A 23,234-nucleotide genomic window follows, 5' to 3' on the forward strand; every position below is an offset into this window, starting at 1 on the left:
CCGCATCCCTGGAGGATGCGGGGCCTTCGCTGATCGTTGCGTCGAGAGCGACGCGGCTGTGCTCGCTAGAGCGAAGCGCACTCCGCGCAGACCGGTCCGAGCTTCGACTCGTGGTCGAGCTGGGAGCGGTGCTTCACGAGGAAGCACTCGACGCAGGTGAACTCATCGACCTGCGGGGGCAGCACCACGACGTCGAGGTCGACGTCGCTGAGGTCCTGCCCGGCGAGTTCGAAGCTGCCGGGGTTGTCGGAATCATCGTCGACGACCCCCGACATCTTGTCGGGAACGCGCTCCTTGAGGGCCTCGATCGACTCTGAGTCAGAGTTGTCGTCGGTCTTCCGGGGGGCGTCGTAATCGGTGGCCATGCCCATCCATTTCTCGTATCGAGAGGTCGTCGCCGGGTGATCGGCGGCGACAGTTTGCACCACGCCCCGCCAGAGCGCAAACCGAGTGCTGCGGCGGGTCGTGCTGGCTGTGCAACCCATGACCGGAACCGGACATTCCCGACACCCGTTGCCGGAGCGCCGCGCGCCCGGGATCGGCCGTGCGGATGTCCGCGGCACGCCCGTGCGCCTCCCCGGAAACCGCCCGTCGTCCCTGCATACTCACGGGGTACGACAGCAGGACCGTACGCGACGCTGGGAAGGCGGAACCATGCAAGACGTGAGAGTCATCGGAGTCGAGTCCGGCGCACTCCTCCTGGCGACCGACGGCGGCACCGAGTTCCGGTTGCCCGTCACGTCGTCGCTGGCAGGCCAGGTGCGCCAGGCGAACCCCGACGTCGGTCCGCAGAAGCGGGTCTCCCCCAAGGACGTCCAGGCGCGCATCCGTGGTGGCGCCGACGCCGCCGACGTGGCCGCCGCGCTCGACGTCGACGTCGAGTACGTCCGCCGCTTCGAGGGCCCGGTCCTCGCCGAGCGTGCCTTCATCCTCGACGCCTCGCACCGTGTGCCGGTCGCCCCGGTCGACAACGAGGCCCCCGACACCTTCGGCCCCGCGATCACCGCGAAGCTCGAGGCCGGCGAGGCCACCGCGATCACCTGGGGCTCCTGGAAGCACCCGGAGAGCGGCTGGCAGGTCCGCGTCCGCTACACCGCCGGCGAGGTCGAGCACGACGCCCAGTGGCACTTCGACCCCAAGACCTCGACCCTCGTGCCGGACAACGGTGATGCGCACCGGCTGTCGCACACCGACGACGAGGGCATCGCCCCGCGCCTGCGTGCGGTCGAGTTCGAGCAGCAGGACGACGACGGCACCCGCTTCGACTCGGGCGCCTTCCGCGTCGACGAGCCGGAGCAGCCGGCCGCCGAGCCCGAGCCGTCCCAGCACGCGCCGCTCCGTGCGCCGCTGCCCCGCATCGGCCAGGCCGCCGTGGAAGAGCGCGCTCCCGGCAACGAGACCGCCGACCTGCTCGAGGCGCTCCGCCGTCGCCGCGGTGAGCGCGAAGCAGCGTCCTTCGGCGAGCAGCGCGACGAGCCCGCACGCGGGACCTCCATCAGCGTCGTCGACATCCCGCTGCAGGGCTTCGAGGACGGCGGCGCGCACGACACCGCACCGCAGTCGACCGATGCCCGTCCGGCCTCGGCGCCCGAGCCCGAGAGCCGTGGCGAACGCAAGAAGCGCAACCGCCGCTCGATGCCGAGCTGGGACGAGATCGTCTTCGGCACCCGCCCGGACGACGACCCCGCCTGATCCGCACGTCGCCCGTCGGCGCTGGCGCCCTCAGTGGGCGAACGCGCCGGCGAGCCGGAGCGGCACGATCGTCTCTTCGTCGGTCATCGCCCCGTGCTGGCCGATCATGCGCTTCGGCGTCTCGTCCTCGCGCAGGGCACGGTCGTCGTTGAACGCCCACGAGCCGCGCGCCACGACGAGCACGTCGCCGATGCGCGGTACCACCTGGTCGGACACCTGCCCGAACCACCCGGCCTCGATCGCCTCGGCACGGCTGGCGACGGACGCCTTCTTGCCGTAGCGCGCCCGGAACGCACCGACCAGGGCTCGGACGTCGGTACCGGGTGCGACGGTGAGCTGCCGGCAGCGCGGGTCACCCGCGACGCCGACGACGTCGGTGAGCAGCAGCGGGTCGATGGCGATGTTCGCGTGGTCCGGCACGTCGAGCACACCGTGGTCCGCCGTCACCAGGACCCCCACGTCGTCCGCGGTCCGCGCATCGAGGCGGGCGAGTTCCCCGTCGAGCAGCTCGAGGGCGGCCGTCCACCGGTCGGACTGCCAGCCGTACTTGTGCCCGATCGAGTCGAGCTCCGGCACGTACAGGTAGACGAGCGAGCGGCCGGTGGCGGTCTCGGCCAGTGCGGCGTCGACACGCTGCGGGATGGTGTCCGCCGACACGTACCGGGCGCCGCCGAGCACGTTCGCGGTCATCCCGGACGAGCGGTACCGGTCCGGCCCGACGACGACGGGGTCGAGTCCGAGCTCCGCGGCCCGGGTGAACAGGGTCTGCGTCAGGAACCAGTCGGCGGGCACCTCGGTGTCCCAGCCGCCGAGCAGGTTCATCACGGCACCGGTGTCCGGGTTCCAGCCGCTGTACCCGACGACGCCGTGGGTGCCGGGCGAGCGGCCCGTGGTCAGGGTGCTCAGCGCCGCCGCGGTCGTCGTCGGGAATCCGCTCCGGAGCTTCTTCGCGGTGCCGGTGCCCTTCGCGCCGGTCAACCAGCGGGCGTGCCCGGCGCGCGCCGCCAGCGCGGCGGAACCGAGGCCGTCGACCAGCACGACGATCGCCGAGCGGGCGGGGCGGAGGGTGATCCGGGCCTCCAGGCCGTCGTTCCGCAACCACGCGTCGTCCGCAGCGCCGAGCGCCACGAGGCAACTCGGGAAGACGTCGGCGAGGTTCGCGACGGCGTCGGGGGCCGTCGGTACGCTTGTTCCCATCCCACGAGTCTCCCAGACGACTCCGGTTCTCCAGAAAGGTGCCATGGCACGCACGGACGTAGTCGGCCTGCCCGACGGTGAGCGCATCGAGGACGTCGACGTCTCCGAGGAGATGCAGGGCTCCTTCCTCGAGTACGCGTACTCCGTCATCTACTCGCGGGCACTGCCCGACGCCCGCGACGGCCTGAAGCCGGTGCAGCGTCGCATCCTGTACCAGATGGCCGAGATGGGGCTGCGGCCCGACCGCGGACACGTCAAGAGCGCTCGCGTCACCGGCGAGGTGATGGGCAAGCTGCATCCCCACGGCGACGGCGCGATCTACGACGCGCTGGTCCGCATGGCCCAACCGTTCACGATGCGCGTGCCGCTCGTCGACGGCCACGGCAACTTCGGCTCGCTCGACGACGGCCCCGCTGCCGCCCGGTACACCGAGGCGCGGCTCGCCGAACCGTCGATGGCGATGACCGAGGGTCTGGGCGAGGACGTCGTCGACTTCGTCCCGAACTACGACAACCAGATCATGCAGCCGGGCGTGCTGCCGGCGGCGTTCCCGAACCTGCTCGTCAACGGCGCCTCCGGCATCGCGGTCGGCATGGCGACCAACATGGCGCCGCACAACCTGGGCGAAGTGGTCGAGGCCGCGAAGCACCTGCTCATGAACCCGCAGGCCAGCCTCGAAGAGCTCATGGAGTTCGTGCCCGGCCCCGACCTGCCGTCCGGCGGCACCATCGTCGGGCTCTCCGGGGTCCGCGACGCCTACGCCACCGGCCGTGGTTCGTTCCGCACCCGCGCCAAGGTGAGCGTCGAGAACCTCACCCCGCGCAAGGTCGGGCTCGTCGTCACCGAGCTGCCGTACCTGGTCGGCCCCGAACGCGTCATCGAGAAGATCAAGGACGGCGTCCAGTCCAAGAAGCTCGTCGGCATCTCGGACGTCAACGACCTGACCGACCGCAACCACGGGCTCCGGCTCGTCATCGGCATCAAGAGCGGCTTCAACCCCACCGCCGTGCTCGAGCAGCTCTACAAGCACACCCCGCTCGAGGACGGCTTCGGCATCAACAACGTCGCCCTGGTCGGCGGGTCGCCGCGGACCCTCGGTCTCCGTGAGCTGCTCGACGTCTACGTGCAGCACCGGCTCGACGTCGTCACGCGCCGGTCGCAGTACCGGCTGGCACGTCGCAAGGAACGGCTGCACCTGGTCGAGGGCCTGCTCATCGCGATCCTCGACATCGACGAGGTCATCCAGGTCATCCGCACCTCCGACGACTCCGAGGCGGCGCGCAACCGCCTGCGCGACGTCTTCGACCTGTCCGAGGTGCAGGCCGAGTACATCCTCGAGCTGCGCCTGCGCCGCCTGACGAAGTTCTCGCGGATGGAGCTCGAGGCCGAGCGCGACCAGCTGCTCGCCGACATCGCCGCCCTCGAAGAACTCCTGGCGTCCGACGAACGGCTCCGCGCGCAGGTCGCCCTCGAGCTGACCGAGGTCTCCGACAAGTTCGCGACCCCGCGGCGCACGCTGCTCACCGAGGCCGACGCCCCGGTGAAGGGCGGTCGGAAGGCCGCGGTCGACCCGGAGTCGCTGCAGATCGCCGACTCGCCCTGCCGCGTGCTGCTCTCGACAACCGGACGGCTCATCCGCGTCGACATCCCGACGTCGGAGCTCGGCATCGTCCGCGTGCCGAAGCGCTCGAAGCACGACGCCGTCCGCTCTGCCGTGGTGAGCACGGTGCGGGGACAGATCGGCGCGATCACCTCGACCGGGCGGGTCCTCCGGCTCTCCCCCGTCGACGTCCCCGCCGTACCGCCCGCTGCGGTCCGGCTCGACGCCGGCGTCCGGGTCACCGACTTCCTGGCGCTCACCAAGGGCGAGACGGTCGTGGCGATCGTCGACTTGTCCGGCGCGTCGTCCGACTCGCTGGCGATCGGCACCGCACACGGCGTGGTGAAGCGCGTCGTGGCGGGTGCGTGGCCGGACAAGCCCGAGTTCGTCGCCATCGGCCTGAAGCCCGGTGACCAGGTGGTCGGCGCTGCCCAGGCCCCGGAGTCCGACGACCTCGTGTTCATCAGCTCGAACGCGCAGCTGCTGCGGTTCCCGGCGTCGGTCGTCCGGGCGCAGGGGCTGCCCGCCGGTGGTGTGGCCGGCATGGCCCTCGCCGACGGCGCCTCGGTGATCTGGTTCGGCTCGGTCGCACGCTCCGACGACGCCGTGGTCGCCACGGTGTCCACCACCTCGACCGCACTGCCCGGCACCGACGCCGGTCGCGCCAAGGTCTCCGCCCTGTCGGAGTTCCCGGCGAAGGGCCGTGCCACCCAGGGTGTCCGGGCACACGCGTTCCTGAAGGGCGAGGACGGGCTCACCGTGGGCTGGGTGGGCATCGCGCCGCCGCACGCCGTCGGCACGGACGGCGCCGCGCGGACCCTGCCCGACTGGCTGTCGAAGCGTGACGGGTCGGGCGCACCGCTCGAGGCGGTCATCGGCTCGATCGGTGGCAGCGCTGCGACACTCGACGGCACCGCCGGCGAGGCGTAGGCGCGCGCTCGTTTCGCGCCTGGCGACACCTCACGCTCTGCGGACGCCGTGAGGTGTCGCCCAGCGCGTGAGAACGCAGGGCGCACTTCCGCAGGATGGACCGCGCGCGTCGGCCGAGCGGTGTCGCTTTCGCGACGCGCTACGCGTCGATGCGGTCGCGGTCCAGGCCCTCGCCGGCCAGGATGAACTCCTTGCGCGGCGCGACGTCGTTGCCCATGAGCAGCTCGAACACCTTCGCGGCCCCTTCGGCATGGGTCACGTTCACCCGGCGCAGCGTGCGGTGCGCGCGGTCCATCGTGGTCTCCGCCAGCTGGTCGGCGTCCATCTCACCGAGGCCCTTGTACCGCTGGATCGGCTCCTGGTACTTCTTGCCCGTCTTCTCGAGCTTCTTCAGCACCGTCTGCAGCTCCTGTTCGGAGTACGTGTAGAGCGTGTCGTTCGGCTTGCCGCGGTTCACCACGACGACCCGGTGCAGCGGCGGCACGGCGGCGAAGACCCGGCCCTGCTCGATCATCGGCCGCATGTACCGGAAGAACAGCGTCAGCAGCAGCGTGCGGATGTGGGCGCCGTCGACGTCGGCGTCCGACATGATGATGATCTTGCCGTAGCGGGCCTGGTCGATGTCGAACGTGCGGCCCGAACCGGCGCCGATGACCTGGATGATCGACGCGCACTCGACGTTCGAGAGCATGTCCGACACGGACGCCTTCTGCACGTTGAGGATCTTGCCGCGGATCGGCAGCAGCGCCTGGTACTCGCTGTTGCGGGCGAGCTTCGCGGTACCCAGGGCCGAGTCGCCCTCGACGATGAAGAGCTCCGTGCCCTCGGTCTCCTGCGAGCGGCAGTCGGCGAGCTTCGTCGGCAGCGACGAGTTCTCGAGCGCGTTCTTGCGGCGCTGCGTCTCCTTGTGTGCCCGCGCCGAGATGCGGGTCTTCATCTCGGACACGACCTTCTCGAGCAGGGCGGCCGACTGTGCCTTCTCGGTGCGCTGCGTCGAGGTGAGGATCTCGGTGATCCGCTTCGACACGACCTGGTCGACGATCTTCCGCACCGCCGGGGTGCCGAGGATCTCCTTCGTCTGCCCCTCGAACTGCGGCTCGGGCAACCGCACGGTCAGCACAGCGGTCATGCCGGCGAGCACGTCGTCCTTGTCGAGCTTGTCCTGCCCGACCTTGAGCTTGCGGGCGTTCGCCTCGACCTGGGCACGGACGGCCTTGACGACGCCCGACTCGAACCCGGCCTGGTGCGTGCCGCCCTTCGGCGTCGCGATGATGTTGACGAAGCTGCGGAACACGGTCTCGTAGCCGCTGCCCCAGCGGAGCGCCAGGTCGACCTCGCACTCGCGCTCGACCGAGGTGGAGACCATGTGGCCCTTGTCGTCGAGCATCGGCACGGTCTCGGTGAAGGTGCCGGTCCCCTGCACGCGCCAGACGTCGGTGAGGGGGCTGTCGACGGCGAGGTGCTCGACGAATTCGCCGATGCCGCCCTCGTACCGGAAGCGCTCCACCACCGGCCCGGCGGCCACGGTGGTGCCCGTCGCCTCGGCCCGGGCAGCAGCGGCGTCGATCGAGGCCGCGCGCTCGTCGGTGATGGTGATGCCGAGCCCGGGCACGAGGAACGCGGTCTGCCGTGCCCGCGTGACCAGGTCGTCGGTGCTGAACCGGGCGTCGGCGGTGAAGATCTGGCGGTCCGCCCAGTACCGGATCCGGGAGCCGGTGACGCCCTTCTTGACCTTGCCCACCACACGCAGTTCGCTGCCCGAGGTGAAGGGCGCGAACGGGGCGTCCGGGCCGATGCCCTTGCTGTCGTCGAAGATGCCGGGCTCGCCGCGGTGGAACGACATGGCGTAGGTCTTGCCGCCCCGGTCGACCTCGACGTCGAGGCGCTCCGACAGCGCGTTCACGACCGAGGCGCCGACACCGTGCAACCCGCCCGAGGCCGCGTACGACCCCGAGCCGAACTTGCCGCCGGCGTGCAGCTTGGTGAACACGACCTCGACCCCGGTCAGGCCGGTCTTCGGTTCGACGTCGACGGGGATACCGCGGGCGGTGTCCCGGACCTCGACCGAGCCGTCGGCGTGCAGCACGACACCGATCTCGTCACCGTGCCCCGCGAGGGCTTCGTCGACCGAGTTGTCGATGATCTCCCACAGGCAGTGCATGAGGCCCCGGGAGTCCGTCGAGCCGATGTACATGCCCGGCCGCTTCCGGACCGCCTCGAGCCCTTCGAGGACGGAGAGATGGCGTGCGGAGTAGTCGGAGCTCACCGTCGGAGTTTACCGAGCGGCACCGACAGCACCGTGTGGACACTCGCACTGGGGCCAAGCGATCCGCGCTGAGCGAAACAGGCCCCGACAATGCGTCGCTCTCAGGCATCACGTGTTGAAATGGTGCAACCACCCGGCACCACCTGCGATCCGTGAGGAGCACAGCAATGACCCAGACCGTGCAGGACCCCTCCATCGACGAAGTCAGCAACCACCAGCTGACCGCCGCCGACCGTTGCGACAGCTGCGGGGCGCAGGCCTACATCCGAGCCACCATGTCGAGCGGCGAGCTCTACTTCTGCGCCCACCACGGCGCCGAGTTCAAGGACAAGCTCGCGGCGACCGCCATCGAGTGGCACGACGAGAGCAGCCGACTCTACGAGTCGAAGTAGTCGCGACCGACAGACAGACAGGAGGCGCGGTGCCAGCTGGCACCGCGCCTCCTGTCTGTCTGCAGCCCGGTTCAGAACGCGCGGAGACGACGAAGGCCGGGCCCCGTCGGGACCCGGCCTTCTGCTTCGTGCGTCAGGCGATGCGCTTGAACGCCTTGTCGACGTAGCGGTCGACCGTCGCGCGCGCTTCGCGTGCGTAGCGGTCGATCGTCGCCGTCTGCTCGGCGTCCGGCGCGTAGTCGCGGCCCAGCCGTGCGGCGGCCGCGGCGAGGACACCGTCGGTCAGCTGCGGGTTGAGCGGCAGGACCGGACCCTGCGTGTGCGTGCCGAAGGAGTTCCCGACGATCGCGCCCTCGACCGGGGTGCCGGCCTGGTTGCCGCCTCCGGAGATGACGTCGGCGAAGGGGGTGACCCCGGCTGCGAGCTCGATGCGGGTGGCGTGGTCCTCGAAGCCGGCGAGACGCTCCGGTGCTCCCGGGAGCAGCGGGTACCGGGTCTCGAGGACGAAGTAGTTCACGCGACGTTCGGCACCACGGACGGCCCGGGCGTCGAACACGCCGAAGCCCGCGACCGGCGCACCCTCGGTCGGCACGACCTCGTTCGTCGCGAGGTCGAACCCACCGCCGACCGCGAGCACCGGCACACCATCGGTCGCGAACGCGCGGAGAGCGCCACCGATGCGTGTGACGTCGTCGCCCAGGGAACGCATCGCGCTGAGCGGACCGTTGCCGATGACGACGACGTCCGCCGTGGTCGGCAGGTCGTCACCGGGCACGTACTCGAGGACCTGGGTCTCGATGTCCGCGGCGGCCGCACGGTGGACCAGCGCCGCGACGTTGCCACGGTCGCCCGAGACGCCCATCTGCCGGGGGTAGACGTGCAGGATCGTCAGCCGATCGGCCGTCATGCGGTCTTCTCCATGTCCGGGTGGCCGAGGGCCTTGCGGGCGATCATCATGATCTCGTAGTTGACGATGAAGTTCTTCGTCCCACGGGTCGTCGAGCCGAGCTGCTCCATGTGCTTGATGGCCGCTTCGACGTCGGGCTCGACCCGGCCGATGCGGACACCGGCGTGCTCGAGCGCGATCGCGATCTGCCACGCCTTGTCACCGGACACGACGTCCACGTGGTCGAGCTTCGAGAAGTCGATGTCGTAGATCCAGGAGATGTCGGGCGTACCCTCGTCGATCGCCATGAGGACCTGCTCGGGCTGGTCCGGCAGGGCGTCGAGGTTGAGCTGCAGGCTCGCGGCGTTCTTGAACATCGTGAACTCGGCGGACTCGCCCGCGATGGGCAGTCGCTCACCGCGGCCGTACGCGGGCTTCATCGTGCCGAAGGCCTTGGTCACGGCATCGGCGCGGAACTGCGCGCCGAGGGCCGCACTCGCCGTCGCGGTGGCTGCAGCGGCGTCGACCGCGTAGTGCAGGCCGCGGGCGGGCAGCCGGACCGGGATCTCGGCGCCGTCGAAACGGATCGTCGCGCCGTCGCCCGTGTGGGCCACGACCTCGGCGTCGGCGGTGTGCTGGGCACGGTCACCGGCGTCGAACGAGTCGGCGTTCTGCAGGCCGTTCGGCGCTGCGGCGATGACCTCGTCGCTCGCACCGAACCGCAGGACACGCTGCCCGGGGGTACCGGAGTAGCCGTCGAGGAACTGGTCGTCGTGGTTGGTGATGACGTTCGCCGTCGACAGTGCGGCGGTGTCGAGCATCATCGTCGCCACGCGCTCGGTCTCGAAGAACCGGTACAGCTGGTCGACCTGCACGTTGAGCATCGTCACCGTCGAGGGCGACAGGATGCCGGCGAGCTCGACCGCGAAGGCCTCGTCGACCTCGAGGATGCCGATGTCCGCCTTCAGGCGACCGGTCAGCGAGACCTCGGACAGCAGGGCCGACGCGATGCCCTGCGGCAGGTTCGCGCCGGACGGGTTCGTGAAGACCCGCAGCCCGTGGGCCCGCACGATGTCGGAGATCATGTGCGTGGTCGTCGACTTGCCGTTCGAGCCGAGCACGAAGACGACGCCGTTCGGGAACTGCTTCGTCACGTGCTGCAGGAAGTCCGGCACGAGCTTCAGGACGATGAACCCCGGGTAGGCGGACCCGCCGCCCCGCGCACGAGCGAGGGCACGGAGGATCCGCCCGATCAGGATCGGGATGAAGAAGCGCATGCCGGCTTACTCGAGGTAGTCGCGCAGCGACTGCGACCGCGACGGGTGGCGGAGCTTCGCCATCGTCTTGGACTCGATCTGACGGATGCGCTCACGCGTCACGCCGAACGTGTCACCGATCTGGTCGAGGGTCTTCGGCTGGCCGTCACCGAGGCCGAAGCGCATGCGGATCACGCCCGCCTCGCGCTCGGACAGGGAGTCGAGCAGGCTCTCGAGCTGCTTCTGCAGCATCGTGAAGCCCACCGCGTCGGCCGGCACGACCGCCTCGGTGTCCTCGATGAGGTCACCGAACTCCGAGTCGCCGTCCTCGCCCAGGGGCGTGTGCAGCGAGATCGGCTCGCGGCCGTACTTCTGGACCTCGACGACCTTCTCCGGGGTCATGTCGAGCTCGCGGGCGAGCTCTTCCGGAGTGGGTTCGCGACCGAGGTCCTGCAGCATCTGCCGCTGGACGCGGGCGAGCTTGTTGATGACCTCGACCATGTGCACCGGGATGCGGATGGTGCGGGCCTGGTCGGCCATGGCGCGGGTGATGGCCTGACGGATCCACCACGTCGCGTAGGTCGAGAACTTGAAGCCCTTGGTGTAGTCGAACTTCTCGACCGCACGGATCAGGCCCAGGTTGCCCTCCTGGATGAGGTCCAGGAACTGCATGCCACGACCGGTGTAGCGCTTCGCGAGCGAGACGACCAGGCGGAGGTTCGCACCGAGCAGGTGCGACTTCGCACGCTGACCGTCACGGGCGACCCAGCGCAGTTCACGCTCGGCGGGCTTCGAGAGCCCCGTCGCGTGCTGCAGCTTGTCCTCGGCGAACAGGCCGGCCTCGATGCGCATCGCGAGCTCGACCTCCTGCTCGGCGTTGAGCAGGGCGACCTTGCCGATCTGCTTCAGGTAGTCCTTCACCGGGTCGGCGGTGGCACCCGTGATGGTCGTCGAGTAGACCGGCGCCTCGTCGTCGTCGGTCTGCGAGATGACGAGCGCACCGGCGGCGACCGCGGCAGCGGCGTCCGGCTTGGCCGTCTTGTCGTCGGTGTCGTCGGCCTCGTCGGTCGGCTCCTCGACGGGCTCGTCGGAGGCGATCGCCTCGTCGACGGCGTCGGTCTTCTTCGCCTTGGGTGCCGCCTTCTTGGCGGGCGCCTTCTTGGCGGGGGCCTTCGTGGCGCGCTTCTTCGGCGCTGCGGTGCCCTCGGTGTCCGTGGCGTCCTCTGCCACAGCGCCCTCGGGCTCGGTGTCCTTCGTGGGATCGATCGTCGTGCTCCGGGCAGCCATGCGATCACCTCTCTCGTCGTGCCACGTTCGTGGGGTCGTGGCCTCCCTCGCCGCCCAGGTCCCGCGCCGCAGTCCCCCGCGTCGTACGAGTCCTACCGTTCCGGGCAGCACTAGGACCCATGTCAAGTCCCCCGAGTTCACCGGCGCTCCGAAGTGCTCCGACAGACAGGGGTCCCGAACGGGTCCGTGATCATTATTGCACGTGCCGCTTCTGCAGGCGTGCAACGAGTGCAACCCAGAGTGGCCCGACGCGTATTCCCTCTTCCGAGTGCAGCACGCGGCGGGTCCGACGGCGGGCGTGCAGGAGCATCCCGACGCCGAAACCGACCACGACGTACTGCACGGTGAGGGCGATCCGGAAGTTCTCCCAGGCGAACACCTCGGTGCCCGAAGCCCGCGCAGCGACGTCGAGGACGACGCCGATCAGGTACATCATCACGAAGGCCGCCAGGAAGCCGCCGACGTTCACGACACCGTTCGCCGAGCCGAGCGATCCGACCGGGTTGAAGGTCCGGGCGAAGTCGAAGCCGATCAGGGAACCGGGCCCACCGATCCCCATCGCGACGACGAGCAGCACGAGCAACCACGTCGGCGGGTGCCCGGGCCAGAGCAGGATCGCCGTCCAGAGCACCGCGAGCAGGACGACCACGCCGAGCACCAGGTTCGACCGGCGCATCGGGAACCGCGCGCAGAGCACGCCGAGCACCGGGCCGGCGACGAACCCGACGACCACGATGATCGTGAGGAACCCCGCCGCCTCACCCGGGGAGTACCCGAGCCCCCGGAGCATCGGCACGCCCCACAGCAGCGAGAACACCGTGCCCGAGGACTGCGTGACGTAGTGCGACCAGAACCCGAGCTGCGTGCCCGGGCGCCGGAGCGCGTGCCCGAAGGTGCTGAACGCGGCACCCCACGAGTGCGGCAGCGGGATCGTGTCCGTCCGCACCGGCACGGGACCGTTCCGCACGAAGACCGCGGCGAGCACCAGGCCGACCGCGCTGGCCGCGGCCGCGACGCCGAACGCCGGGGTCCAGCCCACCGTGTGCAGGAGCACGGCGAACGGGAACGCCGACAGGATCTGGCCGATCTGCCCGAGGTTGCCCGTCCACTGCGAGATCTGCGGCAGGATCCGGCCGCTGAACCACATCGGAACCAGGCGGATCACCGAGATGAAGGTCATGGCGTCACCGGCACCGACGAGCACCCGCCCCGCGATGGCCGGCCCGATCGACGGGGACACCGCGACGATCGCCTGTCCGACGACCAGCAGCGCGGCGCCGAGGAGCACCAGCCGGCGGGGGCCCACGCGGTCGAGGGCGATCCCCACCGGGATCTGCAGCCCCGCGTAGACGGCGATCTGCACGACGGCGAGAGTCGAGAGGACGGCGGCGGAGACGGCGAACCGGTCCTGCGCATCGACGCCGGACACCCCGAGCGAGGACCGCTGCACCACGGCGAGGACGTACGCGAGGACCGCGACGCCCCAGATCAGGAAGGCACGACGGGAGTTCACCGGTCCAGGCTACCGACGCGTCCCCGCGTCGATGCGCGACGAGCGTCGTCGAGGTGCGTCACGTCGTGCGGGCGGCCGGAGGACGGCCTGGAGGCGCGGTGCGGGGCCGCCACGGGCCTCCAGGCCGCCCTGTGGGGACGTCCGGATCCCGCGACGGTCAGTCGGTCGCGTCGCCCTGGGTGCGCCGGTCGGCGAGGAAGCGTTCGAGCTCGGCCGCGATGGCGTCGGCGGTCGGCACCTCGCCGTCGACGCCGGTGAGCGGCGACGCGACGGGGTTGCCCTCCATGTACGTGTCGTGCCGCTCCTCGAGCACGGAGACCAGGCGCTGCAGCTCGGGGTTGCCGGCCACCTGCTCCTCGACGCGGGTGAGGAACTCGCGGCCCGACTCGCGCAGGGCGTCGGTCGGGAAGATGAGCCCGGTCGCGGCGGCGATGCCGGACAGGGCTGCGACGGCGGCGTCGGGGAACTCGGTGTCGGACAGGTAGTGCGGCACGAGCAGCACGAGCCCGGTGACCTGGGCACCCGTCTCGGCGAGGCGGTGCTCGACCAGGTGCAGGACGTTCGCCGGCGCCTGGGTCTCGGGCTTCCAGACGCTCATCTGCTCGACGAGGTCGGCCCGGGTGCCGGAGACGGTCAGGCTGATCGGACGGGTGTGCGGGACCGGCATCGGGATGGACTGCACCCACGTGGTGTCGGCGACGTGCAGGTCGGCGGCGAGCCCGGTGACGGCGCGGACGAAGCGGTTCCACTGGAAGTCCGGCTCGTAGCCCGACAGGAACAGGAACGGCTGGCCGATCTCGTCGCGCACCAGGTGCAGCGCCAGACGGGGCGGCTCGACGGCGCTGATGTGGTCGTGCTCGAAGGTGATGACGGGGCGACGGGCCCGCCAGTCGAGCAACACGTCCGGGTCGAACTCGGCGACGAGCTCGGTGTCGAGGTCCTCGAGGATCGAGTTCGTCACCTGCGCGACGGCCGATCCGGCATCGGCGAAGCCGGTCAGCCCGGCGATCAGGTGCAACCCTGCTGGCACGGTCGGGGCGTCCGCGTCGAACGTGTAGAGCTCCTCGGGGTGGTTCACCGTCCCCATGCTAGGCGGGGCCTCCGACGTCCCCGGTGCGAGACGACCACGCCGACAGCGAACAGGCCGTCGGTAGGGTTGGAGCATGGTCCGACCGACGCTCTCCACCACCAGTTCACCCCCCGAGACCACCACCGCCGACGTGCTCGTCGTCGGGGTCCGTCCGGGCTCGTCCGGCGAGGCCGACAGCGCCGCTGTGCTCGCCCCCACCGCCCTCGGCACGCTCGACGCCCTCGCCGGCCTCGACCTCGCCGCGATCGGGGTCACCGGCGCGAAGGACCAGCTCGTCCGCCTGCCCGCCACCGGCGTCGGTGCGAAGTCGGTCGCGCTGATCGGGCTCGGCTCCGCCACGGGTGCCGCGGCGATCCGCGCTGCGGCCGGCAGCGCCGTGCGACAGCTCCCCCGCGTCGACTCGATCACGCTCGCCCTGCCCACCGACTCGGCCGAGCTCGTCGACGCCGCCCTCGAGGGCGCGGCGCTCGGCGCGTACGCCTTCACCCGGCACAAGGGCACCGGCACCAAGGCCCCGGCCCGCGGTGACCAGCGCATCGAGGTCGTCGCCCCGGCCGACGTCGCAGCCGACGCCGCCGTGCGCCCCGCGATCGTCGCCGACGCCGCGTCGCTCGTGCGTGACCTCGTGAACACCGCAGCCGGCGACCTCGGGCCGCAGGACGTCGCCGACGTCGCGACCGGGTTCGCCTCGGACCTGCCGCTCACCGTCGAGGTCCTCGACGAGCAGGCGCTCGAGGAGCAGGGCTTCGGCGGCATCCTCGGTGTCGGCCGCGGTTCGGCGCGTCCCCCGCGCCTGGTCGTCGTCCGGTACGCGCCGGAGTCCGCCACGAAGCACCTCGCCCTCGTGGGCAAGGGCATCACCTTCGACTCGGGCGGCCTCTCGCTCAAGCCCGCGGCGTCGATGCTCGGCATGAAGACCGACATGACCGGTGCCGCCACGGTGCTCGCCGCGACCGTCGCCGCCGCCCGCCTGGGGCTGAACGTACGCGTGACCGCGTGGCTCGCCCTCGCCGAGAACATGCCCTCCGGCACCGCGACCCGCCCGGGCGACGTCCTGACGCTGAAGAACGGCACCACGGTCGAGGTCACGAACACCGACGCCGAGGGCCGCCTGGTGCTCGGCGACGGGATGGCCGCCGCGTCGCTCGAGGAGCCCGACGCGCTCGTCGACGTCGCCACGCTGACCGGCGCCCAGGTCGTCGCGCTCGGCGACCGCACCACCGGCCTGATGGGCAGCGACGACCTCGTCGCGAAGGTCCGTGCCGTCGCCGAGGGCGTCGCGGAGCCGATCTGGCCGATGCCGCTGCCCGAGGAGCTCGAGGCCCGGCTGTCCAGCGACGTCGCCGACATCGTCAACGCCACGGTCGGCAACCCGGCCGGCGGCATGCTGCTCGCGGGCAAGTTCCTCGAGCGCTTCGCCGGCGAGGGTGTCCCCTGGGCGCACCTCGACATCGCGGGTCCGTCGGAGAACAAGGGCGGCGGGTACGCCTGGTTGGGCAAGGGTGCGACGGGCGTAATGGTCCGGACGCTCATCGCTCTCGCAGAAGACCTCCAGTCCGAGTAGTAGGTTTGGTACCGGTGGGAACGGCGCACTGACGCGCCTCCCACCGGTACTGCACGGGACGGGACCGGAACCACGCGGTCCGACCGTCGGACGCCGCCCTCCGCGGTGTCCACGTAGGGCCCGATCGGCCCGACACGCACGAGGGAGTTGCACCAGGTGACGGAACAGACTTACGACGTCGTTGTCCTCGGTGGCGGGAGTGGTGGGTACGCCGCTGCGCTCCGGGCCGCCGAACTCGGCATGAGCGTCGCGCTCATCGAGGGCGACAAGCTCGGAGGGACGTGCCTGCACCGCGGCTGCATCCCGACGAAGGCACTGCTGCACGCGGCCGAGGTCGCCGACGCGACGCGCGACGCCGAGAAGTACGGCGTGGTCGCGGAGTTCGCCGGTGTCGACGTGCCCAAGGTCATCGACTACCAGCAGGGCATCATCAACTCCAAGTACAAGGGCCTGCAGGGCCTGATCAAGGCCCGCGGCATCACCGTGGTCGAGGGATGGGGTCGTCTGACCTCGCAGAACACCGTGCAGGTCGGCGACCAGACCGTCACCGGCAAGAACATCGTGCTCGCGACCGGCTCCTACTCGAAGTCCCTGCCGGGGCTCGAGATCGGCGGCCGCGTGATCACCTCCGAGACCGCGCTCCGCATGGACTACGTCCCGAACAAGGTCGTCATCCTGGGCGGCGGCGTCATCGGCGTCGAGTTCGCCAGCGTCTGGAAGTCCTTCGGGGCCGAGGTCACCATCGTCGAGGGCCTGCCACACCTGGTCCCCGCCGAGGACGAGTCGATGTCGAAGCAGCTCGAGCGCGCGTTCCGCAAGCGCGGCATCGAGTTCTCGCTCGGTGTCCGGTTCCAGGGCGTCGAGCAGCACGAGAACGGCGTCGTCGTCACGCTGGAGGACGGCAAGACCTTCGACGGTGACGTCCTGCTCGTCGCCGTCGGCCGTGGCCCGGTCACGCAGAACGTCGGCTACGACGAGGTCGGCGTGGCGATGGACCGCGGGTTCGTCACCACGAACGAGCGTCTCGCCACGAACATCCCCAACGTCTACGCCGTCGGCGACATCGTCCCCGGCCTGCAGCTCGCGCACCGCGGCTTCCAGCAGGGCATCTTCGTCGCCGAGGAGATCGCCGGCCTCAACCCGGTGGTCATCGAGGACAAGAACATCCCGAAGATCACCTACTCCGACCCCGAGGTCGCGTCGGTCGGGCTCTCGCAGGCCAAGGCCGAGGAGCAGTACGGCGCCGACAAGGTCGACTCGTACGAGTACAACCTGGCCGGCAACGGCAAGAGCCACATCATCGGGACCTCCGGCTCCGTCAAGGTCGTGCGCGTCGTGGACGGCCCCGTCGTCGGCGTCAGCATGATCGGTGCCCGCGTCGGCGAGCTCATCGGCGAAGCCCAGCTCGCCGTGAACTGGGAGGCCTACCCGGAGGACATCGCTCCCCTGGTGCACGGTCACCCGACCCAGAACGAAGCCCTCGGCGAGGCGTTCCTGCACCTCGCGGGCAAGCCGCTGCACGCGCTGTGACCGGCACCGGCCGCACTGTGACAATGACATCAACAACCACTGCAATCCCCCGCGAAGAGGAGTCCACCCGATGAGCGAATCCGTCAACCTCCCGGCGCTCGGCGAGAGCGTCACCGAGGGCACGGTGACCCGATGGCTGAAGAACGTCGGTGACCGGGTCGAGGTCGACGAGCCGCTGCTCGAGGTCTCGACCGACAAGGTCGACACCGAGATCCCGTCGCCGATCGCCGGCGTCGTCGAGGAGATCCTCGTTCCCGAGGACGAGACCGTCGAGGTCGGCACCGCCCTCGTGAAGATCGGTGACGGCTCCGGCTCGTCCGACGGCGGTTCGGACTCGTCCGACTCCGGCGCCGACGACGCGAACGCCGCCGCTGCCGACGCCGAGGAGCCCGAGGCCGCTCCGAGCACGGAGCAGGAGGCCGAGACCCCCGCGCCCGAGCCCACCGAGCCCGAGCCCGCTCCCGCCGGACAGACGCAGCCCGCCGCCCCGCAGGCACCGTCCGCCCCGCCCGCGGCAGCGCCGGTCCCGGCCGCCGCACCGGTCCCGCCGCCCGCAGCCGCTCCGCCGGCAGCCGTGCCGGCCCAGGCAGCTCCGGCTCCGGCGTCCGCGCCGAGCACCACGGCCGCCGCAGCGGTGCCGAACCCCACGCAGGACGGCGCAGCCTCCGGCTACGTCACCCCGCTGGTGCGCAAGCTCGCCAACGAGCAGGGTGTGGACCTGTCCACGGTCACCGGCTCCGGTGTCGGGGGGCGCATCCGCAAGGAGGACGTCCTCGCCGCCGCCGCGAAGGCCCCGGCCGCCTCGGCAGCAGCAGCACCCGCCGCCGCGTCCGGCCCGTTCGTCGCCGAGGTCTCGCCGCTGCGCGGAACCCGCGAGAAGATGACCCGCCTGCGCAAGGTCGTCGCCGAGCGTGCCGTGCAGTCGATGACCTCGACCGCACAGCTCACGAGCGTCGTCGAGGTCGACGTCACGAAGGTGGCGCAGTTCCGCGACGCCCACAAGGCGGAGTTCCTCGAGAAGACCGGCTCGAAGCTCTCCTTCATGCCCTTCTTCGCCCTCGCGGCGTCCGAGGCGCTGAAGGCCCACCCGAAGATCAACTCCACGGTCGAGGGTGACGAGATCGTCTACCCGGAGTCCGAGAACGTCTCCATCGCGGTGGACACCGAGCGCGGTCTGCTGACCCCGGTCATCAAGGACGCGGCCTCGCTGGACCTGGCGCAGTTCTCGAAGTCCATCGCGGACCTCGCCGAGCGCACCCGGAACAACCAGCTCAAGCCCGACGAGCTGGCCGGCGGCACGTTCACGCTGACCAACACCGGTTCGCGTGGCGCGCTGTTCGACACCCCCGTGGTGTTCCTGCCGCAGTCGGCGATCCTCGGCACCGGCATCGTCACGAAGCGTCCGGCGGTCGTGAAGGTCGACGGCCAGGAGGCCATCGCCATCCGCTCGTTCGTCTACCTGGCGCTGTCGTACGACCACCGGATCATCGACGGTGCGGATGCCTCGCGGTACCTCGTCGCGGTGAAGAACCGTCTCGAAGAGGGCAACTTCGCCCCGAACCTCGGGTACTGATCCCAGCGGCACGGCCGACGGCCCCGGTTCCCCTCGTGGGAGCCGGGGCCGTTCCCCGTTCACGGGCGGGTTCGGCGTCACCCGCCGCCGAGCAGGGTCAGGACGGCGACCACGAGCCCCACGAGCACGCGGCGGAGCGGGAGCCGTCGGTCGGCTCCGAGCGGGACGCCGTGCTCGACCACGTCCCGCAGGCGCCCGAGCAGTCCGTCCTGCCCGTCCGATGTCGGCGGTTCGGCGAACACGAGGTCGCTCGGCACAGGGGTCCAGCGGAACGGCCGGGGCGCGGCGGTGCCGTGGACGACGTCGAGTGCCGTTCGTGCGCTCGGTCCGTCACCGTCGAGGGCGTCCTGCAGCGCGTCGAGCACCGGTTGCTGAGCGGGATCGGCCGGGTCGACGCGGTCCCACACCGTCCGGGCTGCGAGCACGAGGGTCCGGGTCGCGTCGGTCGAGTGCGCGGTGCGCGTCGGGGGTGCGGTGCGCGTCGGGGTCCTCGCGTTGGTTTGGTTCATCGGGTTCGTCGGGTTCGTCGGGGTCGTCGGGTTCGTCGCGTTCGTCGGGCGGTCGCAGAGCACGACGGCACCGGAGTCGTCCACCAGCACGTCGTCGATGCCGGCTGTACCGAGCAGGACCGCGCCGTCGTGCACCGCCACCAGGAGCTCCAGGAGCGGGACCGTCAGGGTCACCGCGACGCCGGTGGTCGGGGTGCCGAGCCGGTCGAGCGCCGCCACGAGCGGTGTGCCGGTCGGCCGGTCGAGGTCGACCACGAGATGCCCCGTCGCGGTCCGGCCGACCGCGGCCACCGGGACGAGGTGCCGCTCGATGGCGGCGGAGCGGTCGGCGACCCAGGTGAGCACGTCGTGCTCGTTGCCGGTCGCGATCCAGCGATCCGGGTGGTCGTCGGTGCTCGTCTCCATGGTGACCAGCGTGGCGGTGGCGCGGTGGGCCTCCAGGCTTTCCCGCACCACCTGTGGACAAGACGTGTTCGCGCACAGCCGGACACGCGACGGTCTCCCCCGGGGCACGGAGGCCGTATCCTGTTCGCATGGCACGCAGCTCTTCCACAGACAAGAAGGCGAAGGAGCCGGGGCGTCTCAAGCAGATGTTCCAGGTCTTCCAGATGACCCGAAAGGCCGACCCGTCGTCGGTCTGGTGGTTCGCCCTCGCCTTCGTCGGTCCGGTCGTCCTCGGTGTCCTGCTGGCGCTGCTCCTGCCGGGGCAGAACTGGCTCGCGATCGTCCTGTGGATCGTCGCCGGGTTGCTGCTCGGTGTGCTGCTCTTCCTCATCGTGCTCGGCCGTCTGGCCGAACGCGCCGCGTACTCGCAGATCGAAGGCCAGCCCGGCGCCGTCGGGGCCGTGCTGTCGAACTCGCTCCGTCGCCAGTGGCGCTCGAGCGAGATGCCCGTCGCGGTGCACGGTCGCTCGCAGGCAGCGGTCTACCGCGCCGTGGGTCGCCCGGGTGTCGTCCTGATCACCGAGGGTCAGCGTGGCAACCTCAACCGCCAGGTCGACGAGGAGCGCCGCAAGGTGCAGCGCATCGTCCCGAACGTCGCCGTGCACGTGCTGCACGTGGGTGACGGCACCGGTGAGAGCCTGACGCTGCACAAGCTGCCCCGTGCCATGAACAAGCTCAAGAAGTCGCTCAACCGCAACGAGGTCCTGGCGGTCGCGAACCGTCTCGACTCGCTGACGCAGAGCCCTGCAGCCTCGATCCCGAAGGGCATGGACCCGATGCGGGCCCGCGCCGGACGGCCGCGCTGACCGAAGTCCGCACAGACGAGGACGCCCCCGACCAGTTCTGGTCGGGGGCGTCCTCGTGTGTGCGTGGAGTGCCGGCGGGGGCGGGGGTGTTCGCGAAGCACGCACCGTGCGACCTTCGCTGAACCGTGCGAGGTTGCCAGCTCGGTGCGGGACTCCGACGGCGCACGGGGCGGGCAAACTCGCACCCGATGAGCAACCCCGCACGGTGCGAGGGCGAGCGGCGCATGCCCGGCGCCCTACCTCGCACGGTGCGAGGGCGAGCGGCGCATGCCCGGCGCCCTACCTCGCACGGTGCGAGGGCGATCGGCGGAGGCCCTGCATGGTGCGCGGTTGCGTACTCGGTGCGAAGGGACGGAGCACGCACGGAGTACGCAACCTCGCACCCGACGAGCAACCTCGCACGGTGCCGACGGCCACCGCCCGCGCGCCGCACCAGCCATCCGGCAGACGCGATCAGCGGCGGACGAGCACCGTCCCCGCGATGCGGTCGTGCGCACCCCGGCTGTCGCGGTCGATGATGAGCGCCGGGACCACCAGGCAGAGCAGCACCGTCCGGAGGATCGGCCGCCACACCCCCACGTAGCCTCCACGCATCGGGACGACCCGCAACCCGACGCAGATGTGACCGAACGACCCGGACAGCAGGCAGATGAACACGATCTGCAGCACGGCGAAGATGGCGATCTGCACCCAGGAGTGCGCGATGTCGCCCGAACCGTTCACCGGCGACCACACACCGGTGACGTAGGCGACCAGGTCAGCAAGTGCGCCGTCGATCAGCAGCGCGACGACCCGCCGCCCGATCCGCCCGACACTCCGGGGCCCGGACTCGGGCAGACCGAGGTCCTTGCCCGGCCATCCGTCCGGGTGCTCGGAGGGCGCGGACGGACTGGGGGTGCTGCGGGCCATGGTCCCCAGCGTAGGCGACAGCCCGGGCGTAACACGCCCGAAACAAACCAGTCATGTCCGGGAAACCCCGTGTCAATAGCCTCGTCGGAGGTGCCTTGACCGGTGCCTCCGACATCACCCAACCCATTGGAGATCGGCCCCATGTTCAGCGATTCCTCCGAGGTCCTGGCCTTCATCAAGGACACCGACGTCAAGTTCCTCGACATCCGCTTCACGGACCTGCCCGGTGTGCAGCAGCACTTCAACATCCCGGCATCCACCGTCGACGAGGACTTCTTCTCGGTCGGCCAGCTGTTCGACGGCTCCTCCATCCGCGGCTTCGCGTCGATCCACGAGTCCGACATGCAGCTGATCCCCGATGTCACCACGGCGTACGTCGACCAGTTCCGCGCCGAGCGCACGCTCATCATGATCTTCGACATCTACAACCCGCGGAACGGCGAGATCTACGGCCGCGACCCGCGCCAGGTGGCGAAGAAGGCCGAGAAGTACCTCGCGTCGACGGGCATCGCGGACACCGCGTTCTTCGCCCCCGAGGCCGAGTTCTACATCTTCGACGACGTCCGCTACTCGGTCACACAGAACGAGTCCTTCTACGCGGTCGACTCCGAAGAGGGCGCCTGGAACACCGGTCGTGACGAAGAGGGCGGCAACCTCGCCAACAAGACCCCGTACAAGGGCGGCTACTTCCCCGTGTCGCCGGTCGACAAGACCGCCGACCTGCGCGACGACATCACCCTCAAGCTGATCGACGCCGGCTTCGAGCTCGAGCGCTCGCACCACGAGGTGGGCACCGGCGGCCAGCAGGAGATCAACTACAAGTTCGACACGATGGTCCACGCCGCGGACGACATCCTGAAGTTCAAGTACATCGTCAAGAACACGGCCGACCAGTGGGGCAAGGTCGCCACGTTCATGCCGAAGCCGCTCTTCGGCGACAACGGCTCGGGCATGCACACCCACCAGTCGCTCTGGTCGGACGGCAAGCCGCTCTTCTACGATGAGAACGGCTACGGCGGTCTGTCGGACCTCGCCCGCTGGTACATCGGCGGCATCCTGAAGCACGCCTCGGCGCTGCTCGCCTTCACCAACCCGTCGATCAACTCCTACCACCGTCTGGTCAAGGGCTTCGAGGCTCCGGTCAACCTGGTCTACTCGGCCGGCAACCGCTCGGCGGCGATCCGCATCCCGATCACGGGCACCAACCCGAAGGCCAAGCGCATCGAGTTCCGCGCGCCCGACGCCTCCGGCAACCCGTACCTCGCCTTCGCCGCGCAGCTGATGGCGGGCCTCGACGGCATCCAGAACCGCATCGAGCCGCACGAGCCGGTCGACAAGGACCTCTACGAGCTCCCGCCCGAGGAGGCCAAGGGCATCCCCCAGGTCCCCGGCTCCCTCGACGAGGCGCTCGACGCGCTCGAGGCGGACCACGAGTTCCTCACGAAGGGCAACGTCTTCACCGAGGACCTCATCCAGACCTGGATCGACTACAAGCGCGAGAACGAGATCCTCCCGCTGGCCCAGCGCCCGCACCCGTTCGAGTACGAGCTGTACTTCGGCGTCTGAGTCCCGCTGACACCACACGAAGGGCCCCGCACCGTCAGGTGCGGGGCCCTTCGTGTGTATGCCAAAGCGACAGTGCGCTGACGGCCTGGGCGCTGGCACCCGCGAGAGCGACGGAACGCCGCGAACGTTCCGCGGGATTCTGTCGCTTTCGCGAGAGGACGCTGCCACCGTGCGCGCGGGGTGCGGACGCGACCGCCTGGAGGCCCGGTGCCGGTCCGGCGGGC

Annotated in this window: 18 protein-coding genes; 8 read left to right on the forward strand and 10 right to left on the reverse strand. The window is 70.5% G+C overall.

Annotation, left to right across the window (positions count from 1 at the left end; genetic code table 11):
- Positions 1 to 65: 65 nt before the first annotated feature.
- The gene (locus DEJ21_RS10045; RefSeq protein ID WP_017886098.1) at positions 66 to 365 is read right to left on the reverse strand and encodes a DUF4193 domain-containing protein; all 300 of its coding nucleotides are present in this window, start codon (positions 363 to 365) and stop codon (positions 66 to 68) included.
- Between the two features lie 298 nt (positions 366 to 663).
- On the opposite strand from DEJ21_RS10045, the gene sepH reads away from it, so the two are divergent.
- Positions 664 to 1,692, forward strand: a complete 1,029-nt coding sequence (gene sepH / locus DEJ21_RS10050) for a septation protein SepH (protein ID WP_181435845.1) — start codon at positions 664 to 666, stop codon at positions 1,690 to 1,692.
- 30 nt (positions 1,693 to 1,722) lie between these two features.
- Here the strand turns inward: sepH and DEJ21_RS10055 are convergent, their stop codons facing one another.
- Positions 1,723 to 2,889 (reverse strand): alkaline phosphatase family protein, encoded by a 1,167-nt coding sequence (locus DEJ21_RS10055; protein WP_181435846.1) that lies wholly within the window; start codon positions 2,887 to 2,889, stop codon positions 1,723 to 1,725.
- A gap of 43 nt (positions 2,890 to 2,932) precedes the next feature.
- On the opposite strand from DEJ21_RS10055, the gene DEJ21_RS10060 reads away from it, so the two are divergent.
- A complete protein-coding gene (locus DEJ21_RS10060) occupies positions 2,933 to 5,419 on the forward strand; it encodes a DNA topoisomerase (ATP-hydrolyzing) subunit A (protein ID WP_111224580.1) in 2,487 nt (828 codons plus the stop codon).
- 139 nt (positions 5,420 to 5,558) lie between these two features.
- Here DEJ21_RS10060 and DEJ21_RS10065 read toward each other — a convergent pair whose 3' ends face one another.
- Positions 5,559 to 7,685 (reverse strand): type IIA DNA topoisomerase subunit B, encoded by a 2,127-nt coding sequence (locus DEJ21_RS10065; RefSeq protein WP_071244557.1) that lies wholly within the window; start codon positions 7,683 to 7,685, stop codon positions 5,559 to 5,561.
- 167 nt (positions 7,686 to 7,852) lie between these two features.
- Here DEJ21_RS10065 and DEJ21_RS10070 point away from each other — a divergent pair, with 167 nt between their 5' ends.
- On the forward strand, positions 7,853 to 8,077 hold the full coding sequence (locus DEJ21_RS10070; protein ID WP_017886093.1) for a hypothetical protein: 225 nt from the start codon (positions 7,853 to 7,855) through the stop codon (positions 8,075 to 8,077).
- A 133-nt stretch (positions 8,078 to 8,210) separates the two neighbouring features.
- On the opposite strand, the gene DEJ21_RS10075 is transcribed toward DEJ21_RS10070, so the two are convergent.
- The 5 genes from DEJ21_RS10075 to DEJ21_RS10095 form a co-directional block, all read right to left on the reverse strand.
- Positions 8,211 to 8,984 (reverse strand): type 1 glutamine amidotransferase, encoded by a 774-nt coding sequence (locus tag DEJ21_RS10075; protein WP_111224486.1) that lies wholly within the window; start codon positions 8,982 to 8,984, stop codon positions 8,211 to 8,213.
- Positions 8,981 to 10,240 carry a MurT ligase domain-containing protein gene (locus DEJ21_RS10080; RefSeq protein ID WP_017886091.1) on the reverse strand — a complete coding sequence of 420 codons (1,260 nt, stop codon included), beginning with the start codon at positions 10,238 to 10,240 and terminating at the stop codon, positions 8,981 to 8,983. The genes DEJ21_RS10075 and DEJ21_RS10080 overlap by 4 nt, the downstream gene beginning before the upstream one ends.
- A 6-nt stretch (positions 10,241 to 10,246) precedes the next feature.
- Positions 10,247 to 11,506, reverse strand: coding sequence for an RNA polymerase sigma factor (locus DEJ21_RS10085; RefSeq protein WP_027465462.1), 1,260 nt, complete (start codon positions 11,504 to 11,506; stop codon positions 10,247 to 10,249).
- 193 nt (positions 11,507 to 11,699) lie between these two features.
- Complete coding sequence (locus DEJ21_RS10090; protein WP_111224487.1) at positions 11,700 to 13,019, reverse strand: nitrate/nitrite transporter; 1,320 nt, start codon at positions 13,017 to 13,019, stop codon at positions 11,700 to 11,702.
- 157 nt (positions 13,020 to 13,176) lie between these two features.
- On the reverse strand, positions 13,177 to 14,106 hold the full coding sequence (locus tag DEJ21_RS10095; protein WP_111224488.1) for a proteasome assembly chaperone family protein: 930 nt from the start codon (positions 14,104 to 14,106) through the stop codon (positions 13,177 to 13,179).
- A 76-nt stretch (positions 14,107 to 14,182) separates the two neighbouring features.
- Between DEJ21_RS10095 and DEJ21_RS10100 the strand changes: the two genes are divergently transcribed.
- The 3 genes from DEJ21_RS10100 (at position 14,183) to sucB (ending at position 18,776) form a co-directional block, all read left to right on the forward strand.
- Positions 14,183 to 15,673 carry a leucyl aminopeptidase gene (locus DEJ21_RS10100; RefSeq protein WP_111224489.1) on the forward strand — a complete coding sequence of 497 codons (1,491 nt, stop codon included), beginning with the start codon at positions 14,183 to 14,185 and terminating at the stop codon, positions 15,671 to 15,673.
- A gap of 156 nt (positions 15,674 to 15,829) precedes the next feature.
- Positions 15,830 to 17,203, forward strand: coding sequence for a dihydrolipoyl dehydrogenase (gene lpdA, locus DEJ21_RS10105; RefSeq protein WP_111022800.1), 1,374 nt, complete (start codon positions 15,830 to 15,832; stop codon positions 17,201 to 17,203).
- 70 nt (positions 17,204 to 17,273) lie between these two features.
- Positions 17,274 to 18,776: a 2-oxoglutarate dehydrogenase, E2 component, dihydrolipoamide succinyltransferase gene (gene sucB / locus DEJ21_RS10110; RefSeq protein ID WP_071403959.1), complete on the forward strand. Its 1,503-nt coding sequence runs from the start codon at positions 17,274 to 17,276 to the stop codon at positions 18,774 to 18,776.
- Positions 18,777 to 18,853: 77 nt separating this feature from the next.
- Here the strand turns inward: sucB and DEJ21_RS10115 are convergent, their stop codons facing one another.
- Entirely contained in the window at positions 18,854 to 19,690 is an 837-nt protein-coding gene (locus DEJ21_RS10115) for a hypothetical protein (RefSeq protein ID WP_146247737.1), read from the reverse strand.
- A gap of 128 nt (positions 19,691 to 19,818) precedes the next feature.
- Between DEJ21_RS10115 and DEJ21_RS10120 the strand changes: the two genes are divergently transcribed.
- On the forward strand, positions 19,819 to 20,535 hold the full coding sequence (locus DEJ21_RS10120; RefSeq protein ID WP_111224491.1) for a DUF4191 domain-containing protein: 717 nt from the start codon (positions 19,819 to 19,821) through the stop codon (positions 20,533 to 20,535).
- 453 nt (positions 20,536 to 20,988) lie between these two features.
- On the opposite strand, the gene DEJ21_RS10125 is transcribed toward DEJ21_RS10120, so the two are convergent.
- Entirely contained in the window at positions 20,989 to 21,444 is a 456-nt protein-coding gene (locus DEJ21_RS10125; RefSeq protein ID WP_071244549.1) for an RDD family protein, read from the reverse strand.
- Positions 21,445 to 21,585: 141 nt separating this feature from the next.
- On the opposite strand from DEJ21_RS10125, the gene glnA reads away from it, so the two are divergent.
- Positions 21,586 to 23,010 (forward strand): type I glutamate--ammonia ligase, encoded by a 1,425-nt coding sequence (glnA, locus tag DEJ21_RS10130; protein ID WP_027465453.1) that lies wholly within the window; start codon positions 21,586 to 21,588, stop codon positions 23,008 to 23,010.
- Positions 23,011 to 23,234: the final 224 nt, after the last annotated feature.

The organism is Curtobacterium sp. MCSS17_006 (assembly GCF_003234215.1).
Taxonomy (GTDB): Bacteria; Actinomycetota; Actinomycetes; order Actinomycetales; family Microbacteriaceae; genus Curtobacterium; species Curtobacterium flaccumfaciens.